Origin of the sequence: Alteromonas sp. LMIT006 (assembly GCF_024300645.1) — a bacterium.
In the GTDB taxonomy this organism is placed as follows: domain Bacteria; phylum Pseudomonadota; class Gammaproteobacteria; order Enterobacterales; family Alteromonadaceae; genus Opacimonas; species Opacimonas immobilis.
On record NZ_CP101291.1, the window covers coordinates 1,568,864 to 1,595,442 of the forward strand.

General features: G+C 44.8%; 16 protein-coding genes, 2 tRNA genes and 3 rRNA genes. 19 read left to right on the forward strand and 2 right to left on the reverse strand.

The window, feature by feature from the left end:
* The first annotated feature begins 12 nt into the window (after positions 1-12).
* Entirely contained in the window at positions 13-2,514 is a 2,502-nt protein-coding gene (locus NLG07_RS07365; protein WP_254854832.1) for a radical SAM protein, read from the forward strand.
* A gap of 45 nt (positions 2,515-2,559) precedes the next feature.
* Here NLG07_RS07365 and NLG07_RS07370 read toward each other — a convergent pair whose 3' ends face one another.
* Positions 2,560-4,650: a M13 family metallopeptidase gene (locus NLG07_RS07370; RefSeq protein WP_254854833.1), complete on the reverse strand. Its 2,091-nt coding sequence runs from the start codon at positions 4,648-4,650 to the stop codon at positions 2,560-2,562.
* A gap of 91 nt (positions 4,651-4,741) precedes the next feature.
* The gene (locus tag NLG07_RS07375) at positions 4,742-5,884 is read right to left on the reverse strand and encodes a GNAT family N-acetyltransferase (protein ID WP_254854834.1); all 1,143 of its coding nucleotides are present in this window, start codon (positions 5,882-5,884) and stop codon (positions 4,742-4,744) included.
* Between the two features lie 80 nt (positions 5,885-5,964).
* On the opposite strand from NLG07_RS07375, the gene NLG07_RS07380 reads away from it, so the two are divergent.
* The 18 genes from NLG07_RS07380 to htpG all read left to right on the forward strand — a co-directional run bounded on the left by NLG07_RS07380 (position 5,965) and on the right by htpG (position 26,477).
* A complete protein-coding gene (locus tag NLG07_RS07380) occupies positions 5,965-6,420 on the forward strand; it encodes a regulatory protein RecX (protein WP_254854835.1) in 456 nt (151 codons plus the stop codon).
* 160 nt (positions 6,421-6,580) lie between these two features.
* Complete coding sequence (gene alaS / locus NLG07_RS07385; protein ID WP_254854836.1) at positions 6,581-9,184, forward strand: alanine--tRNA ligase; 2,604 nt, start codon at positions 6,581-6,583, stop codon at positions 9,182-9,184.
* Between the two features lie 124 nt (positions 9,185-9,308).
* On the forward strand, positions 9,309-9,512 hold the full coding sequence (csrA, locus tag NLG07_RS07390; RefSeq protein ID WP_254854837.1) for a carbon storage regulator CsrA: 204 nt from the start codon (positions 9,309-9,311) through the stop codon (positions 9,510-9,512).
* Positions 9,513-9,906: 394 nt separating this feature from the next.
* Positions 9,907-11,439 (forward strand): 16S ribosomal RNA (locus tag NLG07_RS07395).
* An 83-nt stretch (positions 11,440-11,522) separates the two neighbouring features.
* Positions 11,523-11,599 (forward strand) — tRNA-Ile (locus NLG07_RS07400).
* A gap of 147 nt (positions 11,600-11,746) precedes the next feature.
* Positions 11,747-11,822, forward strand: a tRNA-Ala gene (locus NLG07_RS07405).
* A 353-nt stretch (positions 11,823-12,175) separates the two neighbouring features.
* Positions 12,176-15,050, forward strand: a 23S ribosomal RNA gene (locus NLG07_RS07410).
* A gap of 162 nt (positions 15,051-15,212) precedes the next feature.
* Positions 15,213-15,328: ribosomal RNA gene (gene rrf, locus NLG07_RS07415) — 5S ribosomal RNA — on the forward strand.
* Together the 16S, 23S and 5S rRNA genes with 2 tRNA genes alongside form the textbook arrangement of a ribosomal RNA operon.
* A gap of 450 nt (positions 15,329-15,778) precedes the next feature.
* Positions 15,779-16,963, forward strand: a complete 1,185-nt coding sequence (locus NLG07_RS07420; RefSeq protein WP_254854838.1) for an FIST signal transduction protein — start codon at positions 15,779-15,781, stop codon at positions 16,961-16,963.
* Complete coding sequence (locus NLG07_RS07425; protein WP_254854839.1) at positions 16,960-18,336, forward strand: ATP-binding protein; 1,377 nt, start codon at positions 16,960-16,962, stop codon at positions 18,334-18,336. Before NLG07_RS07420 ends, NLG07_RS07425 begins: the two co-directional genes overlap by 4 nt.
* A gap of 5 nt (positions 18,337-18,341) precedes the next feature.
* A complete protein-coding gene (locus tag NLG07_RS07430; protein ID WP_254854840.1) occupies positions 18,342-19,103 on the forward strand; it encodes a DUF3025 domain-containing protein in 762 nt (253 codons plus the stop codon).
* 46 nt (positions 19,104-19,149) lie between these two features.
* Positions 19,150-19,995 (forward strand): DUF2797 domain-containing protein, encoded by an 846-nt coding sequence (locus NLG07_RS07435; protein ID WP_254854841.1) that lies wholly within the window; start codon positions 19,150-19,152, stop codon positions 19,993-19,995.
* 278 nt (positions 19,996-20,273) lie between these two features.
* Positions 20,274-20,402 (forward strand): hypothetical protein, encoded by a 129-nt coding sequence (locus NLG07_RS11880; protein ID WP_303049194.1) that lies wholly within the window; start codon positions 20,274-20,276, stop codon positions 20,400-20,402.
* 22 nt (positions 20,403-20,424) lie between these two features.
* Positions 20,425-20,961: an adenine phosphoribosyltransferase gene (gene apt, locus NLG07_RS07440; protein ID WP_254854842.1), complete on the forward strand. Its 537-nt coding sequence runs from the start codon at positions 20,425-20,427 to the stop codon at positions 20,959-20,961.
* A gap of 7 nt (positions 20,962-20,968) precedes the next feature.
* On the forward strand, positions 20,969-23,449 hold the full coding sequence (gene dnaX / locus NLG07_RS07445; protein ID WP_254854843.1) for a DNA polymerase III subunit gamma/tau: 2,481 nt from the start codon (positions 20,969-20,971) through the stop codon (positions 23,447-23,449).
* Between the two features lie 48 nt (positions 23,450-23,497).
* Complete coding sequence (locus tag NLG07_RS07450) at positions 23,498-23,824, forward strand: YbaB/EbfC family nucleoid-associated protein (RefSeq protein ID WP_254854844.1); 327 nt, start codon at positions 23,498-23,500, stop codon at positions 23,822-23,824.
* Entirely contained in the window at positions 23,825-24,424 is a 600-nt protein-coding gene (recR, locus tag NLG07_RS07455) for a recombination mediator RecR (RefSeq protein ID WP_254854845.1), read from the forward strand.
* A gap of 115 nt (positions 24,425-24,539) precedes the next feature.
* A complete protein-coding gene (gene htpG / locus NLG07_RS07460; RefSeq protein WP_254854846.1) occupies positions 24,540-26,477 on the forward strand; it encodes a molecular chaperone HtpG in 1,938 nt (645 codons plus the stop codon).
* Positions 26,478-26,579 lie beyond the last annotated feature (102 nt).

Below are 26,579 nucleotides of genomic sequence, written 5' to 3' on the forward strand. Positions count from 1 at the left end.
GGAGTAACAGCGTTGCAACTGAATCGACATAAATTGATTTTTTACCGCAATGGGATGCCCCTGTTGGCTGACATTGCGGGCAATACGCCTTCAGTGCCGGTGGGTGATGCGGACCTTGTCATGCTAGACGTTTTGTGTCGTTTATCACAAAGCTCCCTTTTGAACAGTACCATTCGTGACAATGCGGTTTTTCAGCAATACTTTGCGCATTTGCAACCTGCTCAAATTGAACAACGATTAAGCCAATATCAAAGCGCGGGCGTGTTAGTTGATCACGTCGAGCACCCTCCCACTTTTTCTGATGTTCAACCCATCCGTCAGCATGCATCATCTGAACAAGCACCCGAAAAACTTCGTTTAAGTACCCATTTTGCTTTGTGTTTGTCCGAGGAAGGGTTGTGTGCATGGTCAGCCAACCGCGAGTGTTTTGTTTTACTCAGTGCGCTAGAAGCGATTTCTGTTCTGGCATTTGGTGACGGCAAAAGCAGAGCAGAGGTCATTCACCAAAAGGGACATTTGTTGGCAGATGTAGACCTTGATGCGTTAATGGCATCAGCTTTTGCTTTGGGATTACTGGCCGCCGAAAAAGAGCTCATTGAAACGGCTGAGCCAGTATTGACACCATTTACCACGAATACGCCAAGTGGCTTAGGCTTTCCAGTACTTTGGCAGAATTTGGCAGCAGATGGCCGAATCCCGATTTACTTTGTGCCGCATATGGAAAATCACCTCCCACTTGCTTTGGGTGTGTTGTACAGTGCGATTACGGCTTATCAAGATGGGACGTTACTATCTCGCTTTACCTTGGTGCCCATCAATTATCTCAGTCCACAACAGATCCTAGATGGGCCTTATCGCAAATTTGGTCCCGGTGTTTGGTTATTTTCTAATTACATGTGGTCGATTGATGTCAACATGCAGATATCACAAGCGGTAAAGCAACATAATTTTGCGAATTTTACGGTGCATGGTGGCCCTTCAACACCCGATTATGCTCAAGCATGTCAGGATTTTATGCGAGATAATCCTTCGGTGGACGTGGCGGTACACGGAGAGGGAGAAATCACAATCACAGATTTGTTAGACCAAGTTCAGCGTAATGACCAAGGCAAAATTGTCGCCGATAGCCATGCTCTATCTCAAGTCAACGGCATTACCTACCGTGATGGAATGACTCGCAATGTGCTGCGTACTGCTTCTCGTGAACGTATGAAAAGCCCAGACATGATCCCATCGCCTTATTTGGATGGTGTGTTTGATGGGTATCAGGGGCGAGTCGAAGCGGCCATTATTGAAACCAATCGCGGTTGTCCATACGGTTGTACGTTTTGTGATTGGGGCAGTGCCACGAATCAAAAAATTCGCAAGTTTGACCTTGACCGAGTGAAAGATGAGATTGATTGGATCGGACGCAATCGGATTCGCGTGTTGTGGATCGCAGACGCCAACTACGGGCTGTATGACCGAGACATTGATATATCCAAATACATTGTCGCAACCAAAGCCAAATATGGCTATCCCCAAGAGATCGTGGTGAATTACACCAAAAACTCCACTTGGCGCTTGGTCGAGATTATTAAAGTCTTCTCAGAAGGCGGAATCATCGGACAAGGCATCATCTCCATTCAAACCACAGATGAAAATACGTTAGAGGTCATTAATCGCAAAAATATTCGCACTCAGCGTTATGATGATCTCGCACAAGCCTTTACGGATTTGAACCTGCCATTATCCACGGATTTGATGATTGGCTTACCGGGCATGACCGTGGCGTCATTTACTGCCGATTTGCAACGTTACATTGATATGGATGTGTCGGTAAAAGCCTATCCAACGCAGTTATTACCTAATAGCCCTATGGCTGAGCCGGGTTATATGGAAAAGTATCAAATTAAAGCCGATGAGCATAATTATTTGACCTCTACCTACAGTTATACTGAGGATGATTTGGCGCGGATGAAGATGCTCCACGAAATCTACGTGATGGCAGATGGATATGGTTTGTTGCGATACATCATGCGGTATTTGCAATGGGAGCACGATATTCCAGCAGGGCAGTTCATGACGGATTTACTCGATGATATGACAAGCATTAATCAGAAGTTTCCAGCATTGGCTTGGGCGTTACGATTTTTTAATCAAGATAAATCGATGCCCTCGGGATGGGAACGATTTTATGCGCAGCTTAAAGCCTATTTGTTGCAAAGGTATAACCTAGCAGATGATAGTGGACTTAAGACGGTACTGATTGTTAATCGATATGCGATGCCGGACGATGCATTACAGTATCCTAAAACCGTGGTGCTTGAGCATGATTTTGTCAGTTATTTTCATCAAGCGCATGCTGCACGCAACCCTCTGCAAGAATTTGCCCCAACGACAATGCAGTTCAGCGACCCCAATAAACTCGCAAGTATCGACTTAGATGCGGCGCAATACGATTCGCATCAGTATTTTTGGGAGTTGCATTCTGCTGTGGCAAGACCGAAATCAATAGCGGATTTTGCGGCATAAAAAAAGGCCGCAGTATCAATGCGGCCTCATCCAAACAATCCGTATTTACCAAATACGCACGCGCTCTTCTGGCGCAAGGTACAAGGCATCACCCGGCTGAACGTCAAACGCCTCATACCATGCATCATGATTACGTGGCGCTAATGCACGGAACTGACCTGGTGAGTGAGTGCCACCGCGCAATTGATTGAGCATGCTTTCTTCGGTGCGTTTTTCTTTCCAAACTTGTGCCCACGCGAGGAAGAAACGCTGATCACCTGTAGTACCATCAATGATGGGCGCTTCTTCGCCGTTTAGGCTCAGTTTATAGGCGTGATAAGCCATCGCTAAACCGCCCACATCACCGATGTTTTCGCCTAATGAATTTTTGCCGTTCACAAAATTGCCTTCAATCGGTTCATAAGCAGAATATTGTTCGACGAGCATTTGCGTTCTTTGTTCAAATGCTGCGCGATCTTCATCTGTCCACCAATTACGTTGCACACCATTAGCATCCGATTTTGAGCCTTGGTCGTCAAAACCGTGTCCCATTTCGTGTCCGATGACTGCACCAATGGCACCGTAGTTCACAGCTGGATCGGCGTTCGGATCAAAAAACGGAGGTTGTAGGATAGCCGCTGGGAACACAATCTCATTAAATGACGGGTTGTAATAGGCATTAACACGCTGAGGTACCATGAACCATTCGTCTTTGTCGGTTGTTTTGAATTCCTTTTCGACGTCTTTTGCTTGGAAAAATTGGCGAATATTGCGAATGTTGCCAAGTAAGTCATCTTCAGAAATGTCTAAGCCAGTAAAATCCACGTCGTAATCAGGATAGCCAATTTTTGGACGAAACGCTTTGAGTTTTGCTAAGGCTTCGACTTTGGTTGCTTCACCCATCCAATCCAGGTTTTCAATCCGCTCACCCAAAGCGGTACGCAGGTTTTCCACCAAGTCTGCCATTTTTGCCTTTGAGCTTTCTGGGAAATGCTTCGCGGTATACACATTGCCAATCACAAAACCGAGACTACTGGTACCAGACATTTGTGAAATAGCACGCTTCCAACGAGGGCGGGGCTCTTGTTGACCATTCAATGTTGTACCATAAAAGGCGAAGTTCGCGTTATAAATCTCTTCGGATAAATAAGAAGCGTTGTTGGAGACTAATTGATAAGTCAAATAATCACGCCATATTGCCAAGTCCGTTTCATTGATGAGTTCAATCATAGACGCAACAGAGTCTGGTTGTGTCACGTTTAGTTGCGGAATGACATAGCCTGATGATGCAAATAAAGTCGTCCAATCTAGCTCAGAATAAGTCGTCTCCAACTCTTCTCGAGTCATTGGATTCAGTGTTAAATCGCGGTTGCGGCGTTTTTCACGGGGCCATTGGATCTCTGCCATGGCGGTTTCAAGCGCAAGAATATTTTGCGCAGCGCGTTGCGCCTCATCATTACTTAAGCCAGTAAATGCCATCATCTGTGCAATATGCTCGACAAAGGCAACACGAATATCTTCAAAACGTTCACTATCTACTAAATAGTAATCACGGTCAGGTAGGCTTAAACCACTTACACCAAGTTGTAACTGATATTCATCTGGATTGGTACGATTAAAGCCCATCCAACCACCAATTGGTGTTGAACTCCCGGTTAGCCATGCTTCACCAAAGGCCGCTGTCAGTTTGGTGACATCATCAATTTGGCTGATTTTGTCTAGATCTTGTTTGAGTGGAGCTAAGCCTAATTCATTAAGGCGCTCCGTATTCATATATGCATTGTAAAATGCCGCTACACGTTGCTCATCACCACTGAGGTCAGTCTTGGCGGCGAGTTCTTCGATGATGGCTTTCACTTGATCGTTGGACCGTTCTGCAAGAGTATCAAACGCCCCAAAACGGGTTTTGTCAGCAGGCAATTCAAAATTGTTATACCAAGTGCCGCTGGCATACATGAAAAAATCATCGCCAGGTTTAACGCTCATGTCTCGTGCTGTTAAATCCACGCCAAAGGTGCCTAATTCAGGCTGAGCGACCACGGCTTCAGCAACTTTATTTGGCAATTGCGATTGGGGGTTAGGTTGACAGCCTGAGAGCAAGACCGTTGAGGCCATGATAGCTGAAGTAATGGAAAGAGCTAAGGTTGTTTTACGCATGTCGTTGTACATCTCGTTATTATTAATTCAACGCGATAGTACAAATCTGTAAGAGGATTTTCCAGTTTTTAGAGGCTAAAAACACATGTTGTTACGAATTCTCTTGCTTAAAAGGAAGTAATGTTTCGCATTCTTGACGATATTGCTCGATGGCTGGGCGCTCACGGCCAACAAAATCTTGGACAGCGTCGTGCATTTGCGGATGAGCCAAATAATGCAAAGAGTGACAGGTGGTTGGTGCAAAACCGCGGAGAATTTTGTGTTCCCCTTGAGTACCTGGGTTAAACCGCTCAATACCTTGTTCAATGGCAAACTCAATGCCTTGGTAATAACAGCACTCAAAATGCAGACCGGAAACGTCGGTTAAAGCGCCCCAGTAGCGACCATACAAGACATTGTCGTCATAAAGATAAAAAGCTGACCCGACAGGTTGTGTCTGTTGATAGGCGATAACGAGTAAGATGTTATGTTGGCACGTGGCAAATAACTGTTCAAAAAAAGCTCGGGTTAAATAGCCATTATGGCCACTGCGTTTGAGATAGGTGACTTGGTAGCACTGATAAAAAAAGTCCATATCGGCTTGCGTGAGGTGCTCAGCAAATTTGCGTTCAATGTGAACAGATTCCTTGGCAATGTGTTTGCGTTCTTTATTGATGGAGCGACGACGGCGAGCGGTGAGAACAGATAAATAATCTTCAAAATCGGTATATTGATGATTATGCCACTCAAATTGAACTGAGGTACGGTGTGCCCAAGGGGAAGAATGAAAAGCGTCTATTTCATCTTGGTTCACAAATAAACAATGCGCTGAGGAATACCTATTTTCAGTCACAAACTGTTCAAGCGTAGCGAGTAATTCGTGATGGTTTATTTCTTGGTCTGACACTATGCCCAGACGCTGTTGGGTAACTGGGGTGAAGGGGATTGCATTGATCCATTTTGGATAATACGGTAAGCCATAACGCCGGTAGGCATCCGCCCAGCTGTGGTCAAAAATATATTCACCGTATGAGTGATACTTTTTGTAGCCAGGCATGAGGGCAACAAGATCCCCTTTTTTATACCAAGCAATGTGTTGAGGTTGCCAGCCAGAGTCACCGCCAACAGAGTGGCTATTTTCTAAACAGCTCAAAAAAGCATGACGCAAACAAGGACCACCATGAGCAAACGCAGCATCCCAAGTCGTGTGTGGAATGTTCGAGATAGAATTAAAGGTGCGTAAAGAGAGAGACATAAGGTAGAAACTGTTCTTAGCGTTGCGGTTTTAATTGATTACTTTAAACTACCACAGATAGTTCACTGAATCTTTGCCCAATGGAAAACACAACCAAAATTCGTCATCAAATTACCCACATGCTGTCGCGTCGCGAACACAGCCAAAAAGAATGTGTGGATAAGCTATTGCAAAAAGGATTTGCCGAGGATGAAATCTGGAATGTGTTGAGTCAATTTGTGGCGAAAGACCTTCAATCTGATGCGCGATTTGTATATCACTTTATTCGTCATAGTATGCATAAGGGGCAAGGTTGGTTCCGCATCAAACAAGGGATCAAAGCACATAATATTGAATCCTTTATGGTGGATGAGGCCTTAGCTGAACTGGAACCAGACTGGTTCGAATTAGCTTACCAGGTCAAGGTAAAACGCTTTGGTGAAGCGATCGCACAAGATAGTAAAGATCAACAAAAGCAGATGCGTTTTTTACAATATCGCGGGTTTAGCATGGAAGAGATCCAACATGCAACACAATACATCCATTCTGGTTTGTAGGATATTTCTTACAACTTTTGTATAAATTTCACCCTTGCTGGGTTTCTGACATCAAAATTTTATGTATAATCAATAAAATTAAGGGAAGATACGATTGTAATTTTCTTTTGCTTTCGTCAAAATTACGCCTTTTATTTTATAGCATTTTACAGGAACGAAAATGGTGCGTACTACCGCTCAAATCAGACAATCCTTTTTAGATTATTTTGCCAAGCAGGGTCATCAAACGGTGGCTTCATCTTCGCTCGTTCCTGCAGACGATCCGACATTATTATTTACCAATGCCGGCATGAATCAGTTTAAAGACGTTTTTTTAGGGACAGAACAACGTATCTACCAGCGCGCAGTGTCGTCGCAACGTTGTGTTCGTGCCGGTGGTAAACACAATGACTTAGATAATGTAGGTTACACGGCGCGTCATCATACCTTTTTTGAAATGCTGGGTAACTTCTCCTTTGGCGACTACTTTAAAAACGATGCGATTCGCTTCGCGTGGGAATTTTTGACGGTAGAGTTGGGTCTGCCTAAAGAAAAGCTTCTTGTCACTGTTTATGCTGAAGACGATGAGGCCTATGGTATTTGGCAAAACGAAATCGGTTTGTCAGAAGAAAAAATAATCCGTATTGCTACATCAGACAATTTCTGGTCAATGGGCGATACCGGTCCTTGTGGTCCTTGTTCTGAGATATTTTACGATCACGGCGAACACATCTGGGGCGGTCCTCCAGGTTCACCTGAAGAGGATGGCGATCGTTTTATTGAAATTTGGAACCTAGTTTTTATGCAGTTCAACCGTTCTGCTGATGGCACAATGGCACCTTTGCCCAAACCATCGATCGATACGGGAATGGGATTAGAACGCATATCAGCCATTCTACAAAATGTGCACAGCAACTATGAGATTGATATTTTTCAAGCGCTCATAAAAGCCGCGGCTGATGTTGTTGGCACAACTGATCTTGAAGACAAATCACTTCGAGTGATTGCCGACCATATACGTTCTTGTGCATTTTTGATTGCCGATGGTGTGATGCCATCTAACGAAGGTCGCGGATATGTTTTACGTCGAATTATTCGTCGTGCAGTGCGTCATGGATATAAGTTGGGTGCAGATGATATCTTTTTCTACAAATTAGTTTCTGCGTTAAACACTCAAATGGGTGAAGCGTATCCGGAACTAGCTGCTCAACAACCGGTGATTGAAAAAGTCTTGCGTGTAGAAGAAGAGCAGTTTGCAAAAACACTTGATAGAGGGATGCAAATCTTAAACGCAGCGTTAGCTGACCTTGAAGGAAGTGTGATCCCTGGCCAGACGGTTTTCAAGTTATATGATACCTATGGTTTCCCTGCAGATTTAACCGCTGATGTGGCGCGCGAACAAAATTTTACGATTGATGAAGATGGCTTCGCCAAGGCGATGCAAGAGCAGCGTGAAAGAGCACAGTCGGCAAGTAATTTTGGTACCGATTACAATGAGTTGTTGAGTATAAGCCATCAAACTGAATTTACCGGTTATGATAAAACTGTGTCTGACGCGACGGTGCTTGAACTCATAGTGGACAACCAATCGGTTGAATCAGTAACTCCAGGCCAAACAGCGCTCGTTATTTTAGATAAGACCGCATTTTATGCAGAATCGGGTGGTCAAGTTGGCGACTCAGGTGATTTACTTTCTACATCCGGTGATGTGCTTTTTGTGGTACAAGATACACAAAAAGTAAGCAATGCATTTGGTCATCAAGGTGTTGCACAACAATTATTAAAAGTGGGTGACGTTGTTAACACCGCTATTGATACTTCTCGACGTCAAGCCATTAAGCTCAATCACTCAGCAACTCACTTATTGCATGCAGCGTTAAGATCGTTACTGGGTGAGCATGTGCAACAAAAAGGTTCGTTAGTGGATCATGAAAAACTCCGCTTTGATTTTGCGCATTTTGAATCGATTACTAATGAACAGCTTGAAGAAATTGAGTCAATGGTGAACGCTCAAATTCGTCAAAACCATACATTACAAACTCAATTGATGGATTTGGAAGCAGCAAAAGCGGCAGGGGCGATGGCACTGTTCGGTGAAAAATACGACGATGAAGTCCGTGTGGTATCCATGGGTGCGTTTTCGACTGAACTCTGTGGTGGTACTCATGTTGACGCAACAGGTGACATCGGTTTATTCAAAATTACCTCAGAAAGTGGTATTGCTTCTGGTGTACGACGCATTGAAGCCGTAACGGGTGAAATTGCACTAAGAGCCATACAAGCACAGCAAGCATCGTTGCAATCTGTAGCTGCTGTACTCAAATCTGACTTAGCTGGCATCGTTAGCAAAGCACAGCTGCAACAAGATTCGTTCAAAAAATTAGAAAAAGAACTCATTCAACTCAAACAAAAACTGGCGTCTTCTCAGAGCAACGATTTGCTCAGTCAAGTTAAGAAAGTAGGAGATTACAACCTGTTGGTTGCAAACCTACCAGGTGTTGAAGCAAAAGCCCTACGCGGGATGTTAGATGAGTTGAAACAAAACCTTTCCTCTGGTTTCATCGTATTAGGTGTGCCAGGAGTTGGCAAGGTTAACTTAATTGCTGGAGTGACAAGTGATTTGGTTAATGTTGTAAAAGCAGGTGAACTGGTTAACTTTGTTGCTATGCAAGTTGGTGGTAAAGGGGGCGGTAGACCTGATATGGCTCAAGCTGGGGGAACTCAACCTGAGCACTTGGACAAGGCACTAGACTCGGTATATCAATTTATACAAGAAAAAATTTAGTATTTTCGATTTATTGAATAATACTTAGGACAGTGTTTTCGTGTGAACGAAACAACATGGAAGAAGTGAACCATACGTTTTCACAAACACATGGATGATAATTATAAGGAACAGGAGCAAAGCAATGCTTATCTTAACTCGTCGTGTTGGAGAAACTTTAATGGTGGGAGACGATGTAACCGTTACCGTACTTGGTGTGAAAGGCAACCAAGTTCGCATCGGTGTGAACGCCCCCAAAGAAGTATCAGTTCATCGTGAAGAAATTTACATGAGGATCCAAGCTGAAAAAGGATCTAACAATGGAACTGATTCTGGTTCTCCGGCTTAATAACCAAAGTAACCAGAACAAAAGGCCGAGCTTTGCTCGGTTTTTTTGTATTTAAATGAAATAAATTCAAATAAAGTATTGACGAGATAAATTAAGTCTGTACAATGCGCATCTCGCTTGAGGGGGTAACCGCTTAAAGCGACAGCAAGACTAGATTTTATCTGGGTTTGCGGGATTTTTGGTCAATCTGTTTTGAGTGAAAATAATCACAAAAAACATAAAAAAAAGATTGACACTGAAAATCAAAAGCGTATCATACGCATCCCGCTTGAGAGGAACACCTCAACAAGCACGAAGCTCCGGCTTCAACGTTCTTTAACAATCAGATAACAAGACAATTTGTGTGGGCACTCATTAAGAGTGTCACAACGACAATTCATATTTCGATATATTTTAATTGAAGAGTTTGATCATGGCTCAGATTGAACGCTGGCGGCAGGCCTAACACATGCAAGTCGAACGGTAACAGAAAGTGCTTGCACTTTGCTGACGAGTGGCGGACGGGTGAGTAATGCTTGGGAACTTGCCTTTGCGAGGGGGATAACCATTGGAAACGATGGCTAATACCGCATAATGTTTTCGAACCAAAGTGGGCTTAGGCTCACGCGCAGAGAGAGGCCCAAGTGAGATTAGCTAGTTGGTAAGGTAAAGGCTTACCAAGGCGACGATCTCTAGCTGTTCTGAGAGGAAGATCAGCCACACTGGGACTGAGACACGGCCCAGACTCCTACGGGAGGCAGCAGTGGGGAATATTGCACAATGGGGGGAACCCTGATGCAGCCATGCCGCGTGTGTGAAGAAGGCCTTCGGGTTGTAAAGCACTTTCAGTGGTGAGGAAAAGTTAGTAGTTAATACCTGCTAGCCGTGACGTTAACCACAGAAGAAGCACCGGCTAACTCCGTGCCAGCAGCCGCGGTAATACGGAGGGTGCGAGCGTTAATCGGAATTACTGGGCGTAAAGCGCACGCAGGCGGTTTGTTAAGCTAGATGTGAAAGCCCCGCGCTTAACGTGGGATGGTCATTTGGAACTGGCAGACTAGAGTCTTGGAGAGGGGAGTGGAATTTCTGGTGTAGCGGTGAAATGCGTAGAGATCAGAAGGAACATCAATGGCGAAGGCAGCTCTCTGGCCAAAGACTGACGCTCATGTGCGAAAGTGTGGGTAGCGAACAGGATTAGATACCCTGGTAGTCCACACCGTAAACGCTGTCTACTAGCTGTATGTGTATTTAATACGTGTGTAGCGAAGCTAACGCGCTAAGTAGACCGCCTGGGGAGTACGGTCGCAAGATTAAAACTCAAATGAATTGACGGGGGCCCGCACAAGCGGTGGAGCATGTGGTTTAATTCGATGCAACGCGAAGAACCTTACCTACACTTGACATTCAGCGAACTTAGCAGAGATGCTTTGGTGCCTTCGGGAACGCTGGGACAGGTGCTGCATGGCTGTCGTCAGCTCGTGTCGTGAGATGTTGGGTTAAGTCCCGCAACGAGCGCAACCCTTGTCCTTAGTTGCCATCATTTAGTTGGGCACTCTAAGGAGACTGCCGGTGACAAACCGGAGGAAGGTGGGGACGACGTCAAGTCATCATGGCCCTTACGTGTAGGGCTACACACGTGCTACAATGGCGAGTACAGAGGGAGGCGAACCTGCGAGGGTAAGCGGACCCCTTAAAGCTCGTCGTAGTCCGGATTGGAGTCTGCAACTCGACTCCATGAAGTCGGAATCGCTAGTAATCGCAGGTCAGCATACTGCGGTGAATACGTTCCCGGGCCTTGTACACACCGCCCGTCACACCATGGGAGTGGGATGCAAAAGAAGTAGTTAGTCTAACCTTCGGGAGGACGATTACCACTTTGTGTTTCATGACTGGGGTGAAGTCGTAACAAGGTAACCCTAGGGGAACCTGGGGTTGGATCACCTCCTTACTAAGAAAGTCGTAGACTTCTTAATGTAGTGTTCACACAGATTGTTTTGTTATTTAGAAGAAGACAAAGACGCCTAAGATTGCAGGCCTGTAGCTCAGCTGGTTAGAGCGCACCCCTGATAAGGGTGAGGTCGGCAGTTCAAGTCTGCCCAGGCCTACCAAAATTTGCGTAAGCTGTGTTGGACAATCGCTTGTGTATTATTAATACACGACGCTCATGTCCGCCTTGCCTACCCAAATTTTCGCTGTACCAAGATTTGCTTGGAAGGTGTGGTGGTTAGCAACTTGGGGTAGTCTAGCGATACATTGGGGCTATAGCTCAGCTGGGAGAGCGCCTGATTTGCATTCAGGAGGTCAGCAGTTCGATCCTGCTTAGCTCCACCATTATCGCGGTGAAGACGGTCTAGTCTAGAGGGAAGAATGCCTTAGTGTTTATATATGAAGTTATGTATAAACATTAAGGTTTTTTAAAGCCTTATATGTTCTTTAACAATTTGGAAAAGCTGATATTAATTATATTCTATAACGATATAGTAACTGAGAGAGTTTGATGATGTTTCTTAGCAATAAGATAATGTTATCCAACGTCTAAACTACTTTATCTGACGAACTGTGATTAGCTTGTCACCATGCAACGAAGCTTGTGCATTTATGCTCAAGTGGAATGAATAAACCGAATGCTTAGACATGCCAACTCTCATGTGTTGGCGCATACAAAAGGCGGTTTAGGGTTGTATGATTAAGTGACTAAGCGTATACGGTGGATGCCTTGGCAGTTAGAGGCGATGAAGGACGTGTTAATCTGCGATAAGCTTTGGGGAGCTGATAAAACGCGTTATACCCAAAGATTTCCGAATGGGGAAACCCACCACTTGTTGGTATCTTGCACTGAATACATAGGTGTAAGAGGCAAACGCGGGGAACTGAAACATCTAAGTACCCGTAGGAAGAGAAATCAATTGAGATTGCCTTAGTAGCGGCGAGCGAACGGGCAACAGCCGATGGATATTGTGTTAGTGGAACAAGTTGGAAAGCTTGGCGATACAGGGTGATAGCCCCGTACATGAAGACGCAATGTTCACATATTAAGTAGGTCGGGACACGTGTTATCTTGACTGAAGATGGGGGGACCATCCTCCAAGGCTAAATACTCCTAACTGACCGATAGTGAACCAGTACCGTGAGGGAAAGGCGAAAAGAACCCCTGTGAGGGGAGTGAAATAGAACCTGAAACCGTATACGTACAAGCAGTGGGAGCACCTTCGTGGTGTGACTGCGTACCTTTTGTATAATGGGTCAGCGACTTATATTTAGTAGCGAGGTTAACCGACTAGGGGAGCCGTAGCGAAAGCGAGTGTTAACTGCGCGTTTAGTTGCTAGGTATAGACCCGAAACCCGGTGATCTAGCCATGGGCAGGTTGAAGGTTGAGTAACATCAACTGGAGGACCGAACTCACTAATGTTGAAAAATTAGGAGATGACTTGTGGCTGGGGGTGAAAGGCCAATCAAACCGGGAGATAGCTGGTTCTCCCCGAAATCTATTTAGGTAGAGCCTCGGACGAATTCCATTGGGGGTAGAGCACTGTTAAGGCTAGGGGGTCATCCCGACTTACCAACCCTTTGCAAACTCCGAATACCGATGAGAACTATCCGGGAGACACACGGCGGGTGCTAACGTCCGTCGTGGAGAGGGAAACAACCCAGACCGCCAGCTAAGGTCCCAAAATATTGCTAAGTGGGAAACGATGTGGGAAGGCTAAGACAGCTAGGAGGTTGGCTTAGAAGCAGCCACCCTTTAAAGAAAGCGTAATAGCTCACTAGTCGAGTCGGCCTGCGCGGAAGATGTAACGGGGCTAAGCAATATACCGAAGCTGCGGCAGCGTACTTGTACGCTGGGTAGGGGAGCGTTGTGTAAGCTGTTGAAGGTGTGTTGAGAAGCATGCTGGAGGTATCACAAGTGCGAATGCTGACATGAGTAACGATAATGGGGGTGAAAAACCCCCACGCCGGAAGACCAAGGTTTCCTGTCCCATGCTAATCAGGGCAGGGTAAGTCGGCCCCTAAGGCGAGGCAGAAATGCGTAGTCGATGGGAAACGGGTTAATATTCCCGTACTTGTATAATCAGTGATGGAGGGACGGAGAAGGCTAGGCCATCGTGGCGTTGGTTGTCCACGTGAAAGTGCGTAGGGTTGATTACTAGGAAAATCCGGTAATCTATATGCCTGAGACACGAGACGAGGCTCTACGGAGCTGAAGTGGTTGATGCCCGGCTTCCAGGAAAATCTTCTAAACTTATGATTATATGAACCGTACCCCAAACCGACACAGGTGGTCAGGTAGAGAATACTAAGGCGCTTGAGAGAACTCGGGTGAAGGAACTCGGCAAAATAGTACCGTAACTTCGGGAGAAGGTACGCCCCTGTCTGTGATGGAACTTGCTTCCTAAGCGGATGGGGGTCGCAGTGACCAGGTGGCTGGGACTGTTTATTAAAAACACAGCACTGTGCAAAATCGAAAGATGACGTATACGGTGTGACACCTGCCCGGTGCCGGAAGGTTAATTGATGGGGTTAGCGTAAGCGAAGCTCTTGATCGAAGCCCCGGTAAACGGCGGCCGTAACTATAACGGTCCTAAGGTAGCGAAATTCCTTGTCGGGTAAGTTCCGACCTGCACGAATGGTGTAACCATGGCCACGCTGTCTCCACCCGAGACTCAGTGAAATTGAACTTGCTGTGAAGATGCAGTGTTCCCGCACCTAGACGGAAAGACCCCGTGAACCTTTACTACAGCTTGGCACTGAACATTGAACCTACATGTGTAGGATAGGTGGGAGGCTATGAATCATTGTCGCTAGATGATGTGGAGCCGTCCTTGAAATACCACCCTTGTATGTTTGATGTTCTACATAGGCCCCTTATCGGGGTTGTGGACAGTGTCTGGTGGGTAGTTTGACTGGGGCGGTCTCCTCCCAAATAGTAACGGAGGAGCACGAAGGTTAGCTAATCACGGTCGGACATCGTGAGGTTAGTGCAATGGCATAAGCTAGCTTAACTGCGAGACAGACACGTCGAGCAGGTACGAAAGTAGGTCATAGTGATCCGGTGGTTCTGAATGGAAGGGCCATCGCTCAACGGATAAAAGGTACTCCGGGGATAACAGGCTGATACCGCCCAAGAGTTCATATCGACGGCGGTGTTTGGCACCTCGATGTCGGCTCATCACATCCTGGGGCTGAAGTCGGTCCCAAGGGTATGGCTGTTCGCCATTTAAAGTGGTACGCGAGCTGGGTTTAGAACGTCGTGAGACAGTTCGGTCCCTATCTGGTGTGGGCGTTGGAAGATTGATGGGAGCTGCTCCTAGTACGAGAGGACCGGAGTGGACGAACCGCTGGTGTTCGGGTTGTTTTGCCAAAGGCATTGCCCGGTAGCTACGTTCGGAACGGATAACCGCTGAAAGCATCTAAGCGGGAAGCCGGCCCAAAGATGAATCTTCCCTAGACCTTTAAGGTCTCTAAAGGGTTGTTGTAGACGACGACGTTGATAGGCAGGGTGTGGAAGCGTTGCAAGGCGTTAAGCTAACCTGTACTAATTGCCCGTGCGGCTTAATCATACAACGCCTAAGCTGCTTGCGAGTGAGTAAGTGGAAGGTGTGTGACAAGCCAAGTGTAGAAATACACACAATTACAGAACAAAGATAAAGTAGTGTTACTTATCAATAGAGAATAGAGCGATATCAGATTTTTCCAGATAGTTAAAGCATAACCAGTTTATGCTTGGCGACGATAGCAATACGGAACCACCTGACTCCATCCCGAACTCAGTAGTGAAACGTATTAGCGGCGATGGTAGTGTGGGGCTTCCCCATGTGAGAGTAGCACATCGCCAAGCTCCTAATAAAACAACCCTCAGCCTTACGGCTGGGGGTTTTTTATTATGTCTGGTATATGAGTGCTACTCGAACGCAGTGACCAAATCGTCAGGAACGATTTGGAACGACCAAAGGTCGGCCCGAAGGGCGGAGGGCAGGATGCCCGGAGTAATGTAGCACATCGCCAAGCTCCTATTAACGAAAAAGCCCACCTTGTGTGGGCTTTTTTGTTTATGCAGCATAGCAATATGATGTGCTGGCATTGGAGAGTAGCATATCGTCCACCGTCGGTAGACCTTGCCGGGACGGAGCTCCTATTTATACACAAGGCTCACCCTAACGGGTGGGCCTTGTGTGTTTCTGGGGTTTTTTATTTTCTGTTTAACAAGTTTTTTGTGAACGTTAAAATCTTAAATATTTCCCGTAGTGTGCGGATATATTATTACTGATATTTTAAATATGAGAGTGATATGGATATTGTTAACGCACACACTAGCCACTCCAACACTGATACAGCACTATCGGATATTATTAAGCAGCTTAAGTCTCAGCATGATGATTACGATTTGTTAATTGTGTATTTCAATACAGATCACAATGTCAGTTCGATAAGACTGTATCTTCTTGAATATTTTTCATGTCCAATTGCACTGTCTTCGTCATGTCAAGGTGCATTGGGCATTAATGAGATTGGTGCTAATGCGAAAGCGCAAATTGTGGTTTTTGGCATCTCTGACCCTTCTGGCTGTTATGGTGTTGGTATTGCTGATGTATCTTCAGATAATCCAAGAAAAGCAGCTCAGGATGCGTTAACTCAAGCGATCAGTACTTCTGCCAATCCTTATGAAACGCCCGCGCTTATTTGGTCCATCATGCCTCCTGGCCAAGAAGAAGAGCTGATTCAGGGCTTTGCTGATATTGTTGGTCCAAATGTTCCTGTATTTGGTGGTAGCTCTGCTGACAATGATGTTTCCGGGCAATGGCAACAAGGTTCACGTACTGATATTGGTACAGCATCAGTCGTGGTTGTAACATTACAACCAAGCCATGCCATTGGCTATTCCTATAGCTCTGGTTATGAACCAACCGATACGACGCTTATTGCTCAATATTGTTCAGAACGCGTTGTTGCAAAGTTTGACGGTCAAACTGCTGCTAAGCGCTACAACGAACTGACAGAAGGGGCCATTGAGCACGCTATTCTAGGTGGAAATGTGCTCGGCAATACCACTCTTTTCCCATTAGGTAGAGCCATTCCCAATACAATAGGGATACCTGAGTATCTTTTATCGCATCCCGACTCGGTGACGACCAAAGGTGAATTAACTTTGTTTTCTCATATTGATGAAGGTCAAGAGTTAACATTAATGACAGGCAGTGTAGAAGGACTCGTGCAAAGAGCATCTGTTGTTGCTAAGAACGCCATTGATTTATTACCAGATGGGAGTGAATGTGCCGGTGTACTTATGATTTATTGCGGTGGCTGTATGCTAACCATTGGCGATAATGTAAGCCAAATGCAAACTTTCTTAGCAGCATTTTTACCTAACATCCCAATTTGTGCAGCCTATACATTCGGTGAACAAGGTGCTTTTTTGGATGGTCAAAATAGACATGGTAATTTAATGATTTCAGCGGTAGCTTTTGCACGATGAGTCTTGAAAAAGAGTCCTTGCTCGAAAACCTCAATTTGATTTATCGCTTGAAAGAACAAGCGGAGTCGCTGCGTAAAGAAAGCGATATTTTGTTGCATGGTATGCGCGATATTTTAGAAGCGTCATCACGTGATGAACTCTATGACAAAATGTTCGGAATGTTTGGCAAAATTATCCCAAATCGTGACTGTTTCATTCTTGTGCCATCTGAACTCGATCAGTTAATTTGTATGCATTCTACTGATATCCGTTTTGCTGAAACCGTGTGGCAGATGGATCCGGTGTTAGCATCGGTGATGCAAGGTAAGCCGAGTGCAATTTTTAATATTGGGATCCAGCCAGCTTGGCAACATCAAGATATTTTTCATAACGACATTAAGTCTGTTATGTATTGTCCGCTCAAAGAAGAAGGACACACCTCTATAATGGTATTTTGCGCGACAGAGATTGGCTTTTATACTCAAGAACACGTTAGCATAGCGACCCGATATCGAGACTTTATAGAGCAGACGATCTTATCTGTCAAAGCAAAGCTAGAGGCTCTGGCCACAGAACGGTTAAGAGAAGAGAAAGCCCTTGTTGAACGTTCGATGTTTCAATCTGAACGAATGGCTTCTTTAGGTTTGCTCGCAGCCGGCGTTGCGCATGAAATCAATAACCCCATCGGGTTTGTCAAATCCAATGTAGAATATCTAACCAGTTACGCCCCTAAGTTAAAAGGATTTTTTACAGAGTTGCATCGAATTTTAAAGGGACAGGATTCGGCTGAGCACAAATTAGAACTTATTGAAAACCTCTTTCCATATTTTCAATGTGATGAATTGATAGAGGAATATGATGATCTGTGTGAAGAAATGGTGGATGGTGTGGCACGGGTTAAAGATATCGTCGATAGTCTGCAGTCTTTTGTGCGCCAAGGTGACGATAATGATGCCCTATTCGTAGACATAACCCGCTGCATCAAAGATTCATTGCGTGTGGTGAACTCTAAATTTCAAAATATCGATGTCATCTTGAATTTGACGAATGAACTTCTAGCAAAAGGAACTGCAGGGCCATTTAATCAAGTGTTGGTGAATTTATTTGTGAATGCTTCATATGCTATGTCTGGGAAAGGCGAAATGACCATCACGACAAGCTCGCTAGACGATGAAGTGTGCATTTCTATCAGTGATAGTGGTTGTGGTATGTCAGAGGAATCTGCCGCGCGAATTTTTGAACCTTTCTACACAACAAAACCCCAAGGCGAGGGCACTGGGTTAGGTTTGTATATTAGCTATAGTTTAATTGAAAGCTTTGGGGGACGAATTGAAGTCGACACTGAAGAAGGTGTTGGTACGACTTTTTATATTTGGCTGAAGCAGGTAAAATAACATGCATGAATATACTCCCAACAGATTACCCCTGTTTTGATGATTGTCGAAATTTATTACCCAACCCCGAGGTTGATTGGCCGACTGCCTTAGAGCTGGAAAAGATTTTCACACTACCATTGAGCTTAGTTGATGACCCATCACCTCAAAGTGAAAACGGTATATTATTGCAAAAACTTGGCTACGAAGGCTTCATCGAAAAGACCCGTAGCGTGCCAACCCGAAGTAATTACCACGATTGGTTTAATGCATTTATTTGGTCTCAATTTCCATCCACTAAATACCAACTTAATCAATGGCATGTCCAAGACATTGAAGTCAATGGATTGCACCCTCGTTCAAGATACCGTGATAGGATTACTCACTGGGATGAATGTGGCGTTATCTTATTGCATACCAAAGAATGCGACGTACCAAGCTTGCTGGCAGAGCATGAGTGGGAAGATGCCTTTTATCGCAATAAAACGCAGTGGGGAGTGCAATGTAAAGCCGTGATTTTTGGTCATGCCATGTATGAAAGCCTACTCAACCCGTTTATCGGCTTGACAGCAAAATTCATTCCAATTGAAGTGCCACAAAACGTGATTACAGAATCAACTTCACTGCATTTAACAGATATTGACCGTCGACTATTGGGGTATTTATCCGATTGGCAATTTTCGACCAAAATGTCCCCATTACCAATACTTGGAGTACCAGGTTGGTACCCCAACCAAGGACAAAGTTTTTATCAAAATACCCAGTATTTTATGCCGAAACGTCCCTAACAAAAATGATACAATCGCCCAACTATTACAAAGAATAACAAGAGACATGTATATGAACTACTCCGGCCCCGTTGCAAAAATGCTCACCTCAGTTGATTCACAACACATTGCACAGTATACCTTGCCAATCGGTGCCGAGCGCGTTCCCATGAATCAATTCATTGGTAAACAACTCAATGTACAATTCGAACAGACGATCACTTGTATTCACTGTGCCCGTCCAACGTCCAAAAGTTTTAATCAAGGATATTGCTATCCCTGTTTACAGCGCTTAGCTCAATGCGATACCTGTATCGTAAAACCCGAATTATGTCATTACAGTAAAGGCACTTGTCGTGAGCCACAGTGGGCAGAAGCGCATTGCTTTAACGATCATATTGTTTATCTATCTAATACGGGTAACGTTAAAGTGGGCATTACGCGGCAACTACAACAGGGTGTGTCGACACGATGGATCGATCAGGGGGCGACTCAGGCAGTCGCTATGTTTAGAGTCGCTAATCGCTTGGTTAGTGGGTTAGTGGAAACCGCGTGCAAGCAATATGTAGGTGATAAAACCAACTGGCGCACCATGCTCAAAAATGAATACGAAGCACTGGATTTGGATGCTTTGAAAATCGAAATAATGAAAAAAGTGCAACCTGATATTGACAATATTCTTGCTCAATATGGTCTGCTAGCCGTTACATCAATTGAGAGCCCTGCGGTAGACATTCACTATCCAGTGCAACAATATCCCACAAAAGTCAGCTCGATTAACTTGGAAAAAGAAGGCGGTTTTACCGGCAGGCTTCTCGGGATAAAAGGACAATATTGGTTACTAGACAATGATAGAGTCATCAATATTCGTAAATACGGTGGTTATCATTGGCATATCACTGTGAGCGAATAGTCATATCAGGAGAACTCCCTACTTTTTGACCCTAAAAACCGAAACTCAAATCCAAGAGACAAACCCGCCTAAATTTTCGACACGGTTTGAATGCCTTACCGCTCTTGCACAAAATCGCACCAGACGCACATTGATGAGTATACTGGCAAACACTGCGGAGGATTCCTCATCGGCTATAAAGCGCAATAATTTCCCTTTCAACGCTATCAATCGAGCAAAGTTTCCAGTAAACTTTGCTCTTTATTTTTGTACTCTACAACAAGTTAGGAAGTCGCAGTATGTCTAACGACGAAAATTTCAAAGACCCATTTAACATTTATTATCTTTTAGCAGCAGCAGGCGTTTTAGTGGCAATGCCGTTATTAAACGTATTATGTGGTTGGTACGTATTTTATTTTTCTAAGTAAACACATTTAAACGAGGTTAACCTTGCCGGGCGAATACATAAAATCAGTAGTAAAAACTATCCCAGACTACCCAAAACCTGGGATCATGTTTCGAGATGTGACCAGTGTTCTTGAAGACCACAAGGCCTTTTCACAATGTATTGAACTACTTGTTGAACATTACAAAAATAAAAAATTCGACAAAATTGCTGGTACTGAAGCCCGAGGTTTTCTCTTTGGTGCGCCACTTGCTTTGGCTCTCGGCGTCGGTTTTATTCCTGTGCGCAAGCCAGGTAAATTACCTCGTGAAGTCATCAGTGAAGCGTATGAGTTAGAGTATGGTACGGACAATTTAGAAATGCATACTGATGCGGTACAAGAAGGCGATCGTGTGCTCTTAGTGGACGATTTGCTCGCGACAGGTGGTACTATGGTTGCGACTGCTAATTTAGTTCGTCGTCTCGGTGGGGTGGTTGAAGATGCCGCATTTATTATTTCATTGCCAGATATTGGTGGAGAAGATAAATTAGCCGAAGCAAACATCACTCCTTACGCATTATGTGAATTTGAAGGCGATTAACTAATCTATGAGCTATCAGGTCTTAGCACGTAAATGGCGGCCAAGTAAATTTGCCGAACTCGTAGGGCAATCTCACGTTGTCTCGGCTATTTCTAATGCGCTAGACAATGATAGGTTGCATCACGCTTATTTGTTTACCGGGACTCGAGGCGTAGGTAAAACGACCATTGCGCGAATTTTTGCTAAAAGTCTCAATTGTGAAACGGGCCAAGGCGCTAACCCCTGCGGTGTCTGCGGGACTTGCCAAGAAATTGACCGAGGCAGTTTTGTTGACTTGCTCGAGATTGATGCCGCATCGCGAACCAAAGTAGAAGACACTCGTGAGCTGCTTGATAATGTGCAATATCGTCCGACGCGTGGTAAATACAAAGTTTATCTAATTGACGAAGTGCACATGCTTTCTAAGCACTCATTTAATGCACTGTTGAAAACGCTAGAAGAGCCGCCCGAGCACGTCAAGTTTTTATTAGCGACCACTGATCCACAAAAACTGCCTGTGACTATTTTGTCACGTTGTTTACAGTTTAATCTCAAAGCACTTTCTCGCGAGCAAATACAACAACAGCTTTCTCATGTATTGAGCCAAGAACAGATCACTCACGAACCGTCAGCCTTGGCGCAACTGGCACGCGCAGCTAATGGCTCAATGCGGGATGCGCTTAGCTTGACAGACCAAGCCATAGCACAAGGCAATAACCAAGTTACGCTAGAAACGGTGATTGCGATGTTGGGCTTGCTGGATAAGTCACAGTTGCTCAAAATATTGCACGCGATATTGGAAAATGATTCTGAACGTGTGATTGAGCTTGTAAATGACATTGCAGTGCAGTCTCCAGATTATCAAGCGGTGTACGATGAGCTGTTATCATTGTTACATCAAGTAGCTTTGACACAACTCGTGCCCAACGCGTGTAAGTTAGAAACCATTAGTGCCAAAGCCATTTATACGTTGGCAAAAGCCTTCTCGCCTGAGCATGTTCAGTTACTCTATCAACTTGTCATTCAAGGCAAAAAAGACCTACCTTATGTAGCCGATGGTCGTTTAGGGCTTGAAATGACGTTATTGCGGTTGTTGTCATTTACTCCGGCAACGCCCACGCCTGAAATGGAAGAGGCGATTCGTACTGGTATGGCGGAACACCGTGTTGAGATTGATGAGCAAGTGGTGTTTGCCAATGTACAAACGCCAAAAGTGCATTCGACTGCCGTGGCGGAACCCAAAGCACACCAAGAGCCTTCAGCTCCGGTAGAGCCTTCAGCTCCTGTAGAGCCTTCAGCTCCGGTAGAGCCCTCAGCTCCTGCTACTGATTATTACGCGTCAGAAAGTGATAGTCTTTGGAATGCTGAAAACGAGCAAGTTCAAGATGATTTAGCCAATGATGAAGAGAATGACGCTCCTAAACGAGAAGACCTTGATACTGTCATTGATGATATGTTTGCTATGCCTGCAGAGCCAGAGCCAGAGCCAGAGCCAGAGCCAGAGCCAGAGCCAGAGCCAGAGCCAGAGCCAGAGCCAGAGCCACCTATTGAAATTGAATCCGCTTTTCCAATTGAGCCGGTATCAGCACCGGCTTATATAGATGAAGTGCCACCGATGGATGACGATGCGGATAATGCGATGATGTATGCGGAGCAAGATGAAATTTATGCTCAGGCTGAACAGCAACATCCCAATGCTTTTGAATCGGAACCGGTTGCAGAGAAGCCTGCAACGGATGACTTGTTAGGTGCTTTGGACTCACTTAAACACATCACGGTCAAAAAAACAGATGAAGAACATACATCTGCCTCTACAGCAAAGCAGTCTCCCTCTATAGAATCAGATGTAGCCATCAACGCCGAAGGTGAAACAGAGACAACCCATAATTCGGTCAGTGAGTTTGTGCCTAGTGAAAAAGAGCTCGCCGAAGCGGAAGATTTTGCAGAGCCAGAGCCAGAGCCAGAGCCAACTAGCCAGTTCGCACCATCTGCGCCAATATTACCTGAGACAAATCCTTCACAAATGGGATTGGGCACAGATAATCAAGCGCAAGCGCATTCACTTGTGCCTGGAGTTACGCCAGATAATTTGGTCGCGGAGTTACCTAATGGCGATACACTGACGCATGAGGCGCAAATTGATGAATGGTCAAACATGATCAGTCACATCAAGCCACAATCGTTTATGCAAGTGGTGATGATGCATTCTGCGATGCAGCGCACAGGTAATCAAATCACATTGACAGTGGAAGACAATCAATCTCATTTGCTCAGCGATACGTTGCACAACAAGATCCAAGAGGCGATTAGTAAGCATTTACAGCAGCCCATTGAATTGCAGATAAAAGTGGGTGTTGCGCACAACACCCCGATGCAGATCAAACAGAAAATCAAAGCATTTAGGTTACGACATGCCAATCAGCTATTTGAAAGCGATCCGGATATGCAGAAGTTGATGAATACGTTTAATGCGCAAGTCAAAGACGGTTCTATGCAACCAAAACCGTAACCATTTATAATACACATATTACATACGTTTATACCAAAGGAAAAAATCATGTTTAAAGGCGGAATGGGAAACATCATGAAGCAGGCGCAACAAATGCAAGAGCGCATGCAAAAAGCCCAAGAAGACTTAGCCAATATCGAAGTAACCGGTGAAGCTGGTGCTGGTATGGTTAAAGTGACTATGACGTGTAATCACAACGTACGTCGTGTTCACCTTGACGACTCATTAATGGAAGATGACAAAGACATGATTGAAGATTTACTTGCTGCTGCTTGTAACGATGCTGTGCGTCGTGTGGCTGAAACCAGTAAAGAAAAAATGTCAGATATCACTGGTGGTATGCCGTTACCTCCAGGTTTTAAAATGCCGTTTTAAATGAAATACTCCCCTCTCATCAGCGATCTGATTGATTCCTTGCGCCACCTTCCAGGAGTGGGTGCTAAGTCGGCACAGCGTATGGCGTTTCATCTGTTGGAACGCAATCGAGAGGGTGCGTTAAGTTTATCTGAAGCGCTTGCTGCTGCAATGGCCAATGTGAAGCATTGCCATGAATGCCGAACGTTTACCGAAAGCGAGATGTGTCATATTTGCGCTAATGATGCTCGTCAAACGAATGGGGTATTATGTATTGTCGAGTCTCCTCAGGATATTTTGGCGATAGAGCAAACTACGCAATTTCACGGTACGTATTTTGTTCTGATGGGGCACTTATCACCGATTGACGGTATTGGTCCAAATGAAATTGGCTTAGACATCCTGGCTAAGCGTCTTCAAGTTGGCAACATTAATGAAGTGATTTTGGCAACCAACCCAACCGTTGAAGGGGAGGCGACCGCGCATTATATTGCGCAAATGTGTCAGCAACAAAATATCACGGCCTCTCGTATTGCCCATGGCGTACCCGTGGGTGGCGAGCTAGAATACATTGATGGCAACACGTTGGCACACGCATTTAGTGGTCGTCGCCAGCTTTAGGATCAATGGATTTACACAACCACACAAAAATACCCTTGAAAAACCCACGGTCATCCCTACATAGCTAATATCGAAATTTTTGTCTTTAAAATCATTAGCTAGGAGACATGTCAAGATGACTGATACTGTGGAACCTCAAGGCACACAACAAGAAACACACGGTTTTCAAACCGAAGTAAAACAGCTTTTACAACTGATGATCCACTCTTTGTATTCAAACAAAGAGATCTTTTTGCGTGAGTTAGTTTCTAACGCCGCCGACGCAGCGGATAAGTTGCGTTTTAAAGCATTATCAAATGACGCGTTGTACGAAAATGACGGTGATTTGTCCGTTAAAGTTTCTGCTGATAAAGAAGCCGGAACAGTCACCATCGAAGACAACGGTATCGGTATGTCTCGAGATGAGGTCATTGCCAATTTAGGTACCATTGCCAAGTCTGGTACCAAAGAATTTTTCTCTAATTTATCGGGCGACCAAGCGAAAGACTCTCAGTTGATTGGTCAATTTGGTGTTGGTTTTTACTCTGCATTTATTGTGGCTGAAGAAGTGGTTGTACGCACTCGTGCCGCTGGCGCAGATGCGTCAGAAGGGGTGGAATGGACCTCAAAAGGCGAGGGTGAATTCACTCTGGCGCAAATCGACAAGCCTACCCGTGGTACCCAAATTATCTTGAAATTGCGTGAAGAAGAAAAAGAATTTGCGGATGATTGGCGTTTGCGTTCAATCATCACCAAATACTCTGACCACATTTCGATTCCGGTACAGATGTTTAAAGAAGAAGTACCAGAACAAGATCCGATTGAAGAAGGCGGCGAAAAAATCCCAGCGGTACCTGCGCATTGGGAAGCCATCAACAAAGCCGAAGCACTGTGGACTCGTGACAAAGGCGATATCTCTGAAGATGAGTATAAAGCGTTCTATAAGCACGTTTCGCATGACTATACCGATCCATTGACTTGGTCACACAACAAAGTGGAAGGTAAAACGGAATATACGTCATTATTGTATATCCCAAGCAAAGCACCATTTGATTTGTACAATCGTGATCATAAACACGGCTTGAAACTATACGTACAGCGCGTGTTTATCATGGATGACGCTGAGCAGTTCATGCCAAGTTATCTGCGCTTTGTCAAAGGTCTATTGGATTCTAATGACTTGCCATTGAACGTATCGCGTGAGATTTTGCAAGACAACAAAGTCACGCAATCAATGCGTCAAGGCTGTACTAAGAAAGTATTGCAAATGCTTGAGCGCATGGCGAAGAACAACCCTGAAGACTACACTAAGTTCTATGCTGAATTTGGTAATGTCCTCAAAGAAGGTCCTGCAGAAGACTTCTCTAATAAAGAAAAAATCGCAGGTCTATTACGTTTTGCCTCTACCCACACTGATTCAGATGCACCGACAGTCTCTCTAGCGGATTACATAGAGCGCATGGGCGAAGATCAAGATAAGATTTATTATGTGGTGGCGGACTCTTATCAAGCGGCTAAGACCAGCCCGCATCTTGAAATCTTTAAGAAGAAAGGCATTGAAGTCTTACTCATGTCTGAACGCATCGATGAATGGTTGATGTCGCATTTGACTGAATTCAATGAAAAGCAGTTCAAATCCATTGCGCAAGGCTCATTAGATGAGTTGGATTCTGAAGAAGATAAGAAGGCCAAAGAAGCAGCTGAAAAAGAAGTCGAAGGTGTATTAGAACGCATCAAAACGGCTTTAGGCACTAAAGTCAAAGAAGTCAAATTTACTCATCGTCTAACTGAATCGCCAGCCGTGATTGTAGCCGATGATAACGGTATGACGACGCAAATGATGAAGTTAATGCAAGCGGCAGGTCAGCCAGTACCAGAAGTTGAATATCACTTCGAACTGAACCCTGAGCACGAATTAGTCAAATACATCGCGGATGTGCAAGATGAGGAACTTTTCAAGCAATGGTCTGAGGTGTTGTTTGATCAAGCAGCTTTATCAGAGCAAGGTAGCTTAAAAGATCCTGCTAGCTTTGTGAAAAACGTCAATAGCTTGTTGCTAAAAGCAGCTAAGTAAGCGACGCTTGAACCCCCTTGAGCGGATGTCCTGAAAAAGGCATCCGCTTTTTTTGTTACCGATTAGTCGTAAGAAAGCGGATTGATACCCACTTAGGGTTGC

Bases quoted from the DNA above. Each gene is read 5' to 3' on its own strand.
- NLG07_RS07370 (WP_254854833.1), bottom strand. From the start codon at position 4,650: ATGCGTAAAACAACCTTAGCTCTTTCCATTACTTCAGCTATCATGGCC.
- NLG07_RS07375 (WP_254854834.1), bottom strand. From the start codon at position 5,884: ATGTCTCTCTCTTTACGCACCTTTAATTCTATCTCGAACATTCCACAC.
- NLG07_RS07380 (WP_254854835.1), top strand. From the start codon at position 5,965: ATGGAAAACACAACCAAAATTCGTCATCAAATTACCCACATGCTGTCG.
- alaS (WP_254854836.1), top strand. From the start codon at position 6,581: ATGGTGCGTACTACCGCTCAAATCAGACAATCCTTTTTAGATTATTTT.
- csrA (WP_254854837.1), top strand. From the start codon at position 9,309: ATGCTTATCTTAACTCGTCGTGTTGGAGAAACTTTAATGGTGGGAGAC.
- NLG07_RS07420 (WP_254854838.1), top strand. From the start codon at position 15,779: ATGGATATTGTTAACGCACACACTAGCCACTCCAACACTGATACAGCA.
- NLG07_RS07425 (WP_254854839.1), top strand. From the start codon at position 16,960: ATGAGTCTTGAAAAAGAGTCCTTGCTCGAAAACCTCAATTTGATTTAT.
- NLG07_RS07430 (WP_254854840.1), top strand. From the start codon at position 18,342: ATGAATATACTCCCAACAGATTACCCCTGTTTTGATGATTGTCGAAAT.
- NLG07_RS07435 (WP_254854841.1), top strand. From the start codon at position 19,150: ATGTATATGAACTACTCCGGCCCCGTTGCAAAAATGCTCACCTCAGTT.
- NLG07_RS11880 (WP_303049194.1), top strand. From the start codon at position 20,274: ATGTCTAACGACGAAAATTTCAAAGACCCATTTAACATTTATTATCTT.
- dnaX (WP_254854843.1), top strand. From the start codon at position 20,969: ATGAGCTATCAGGTCTTAGCACGTAAATGGCGGCCAAGTAAATTTGCC.
- NLG07_RS07450 (WP_254854844.1), top strand. From the start codon at position 23,498: ATGTTTAAAGGCGGAATGGGAAACATCATGAAGCAGGCGCAACAAATG.
- recR (WP_254854845.1), top strand. From the start codon at position 23,825: ATGAAATACTCCCCTCTCATCAGCGATCTGATTGATTCCTTGCGCCAC.
- htpG (WP_254854846.1), top strand. From the start codon at position 24,540: ATGACTGATACTGTGGAACCTCAAGGCACACAACAAGAAACACACGGT.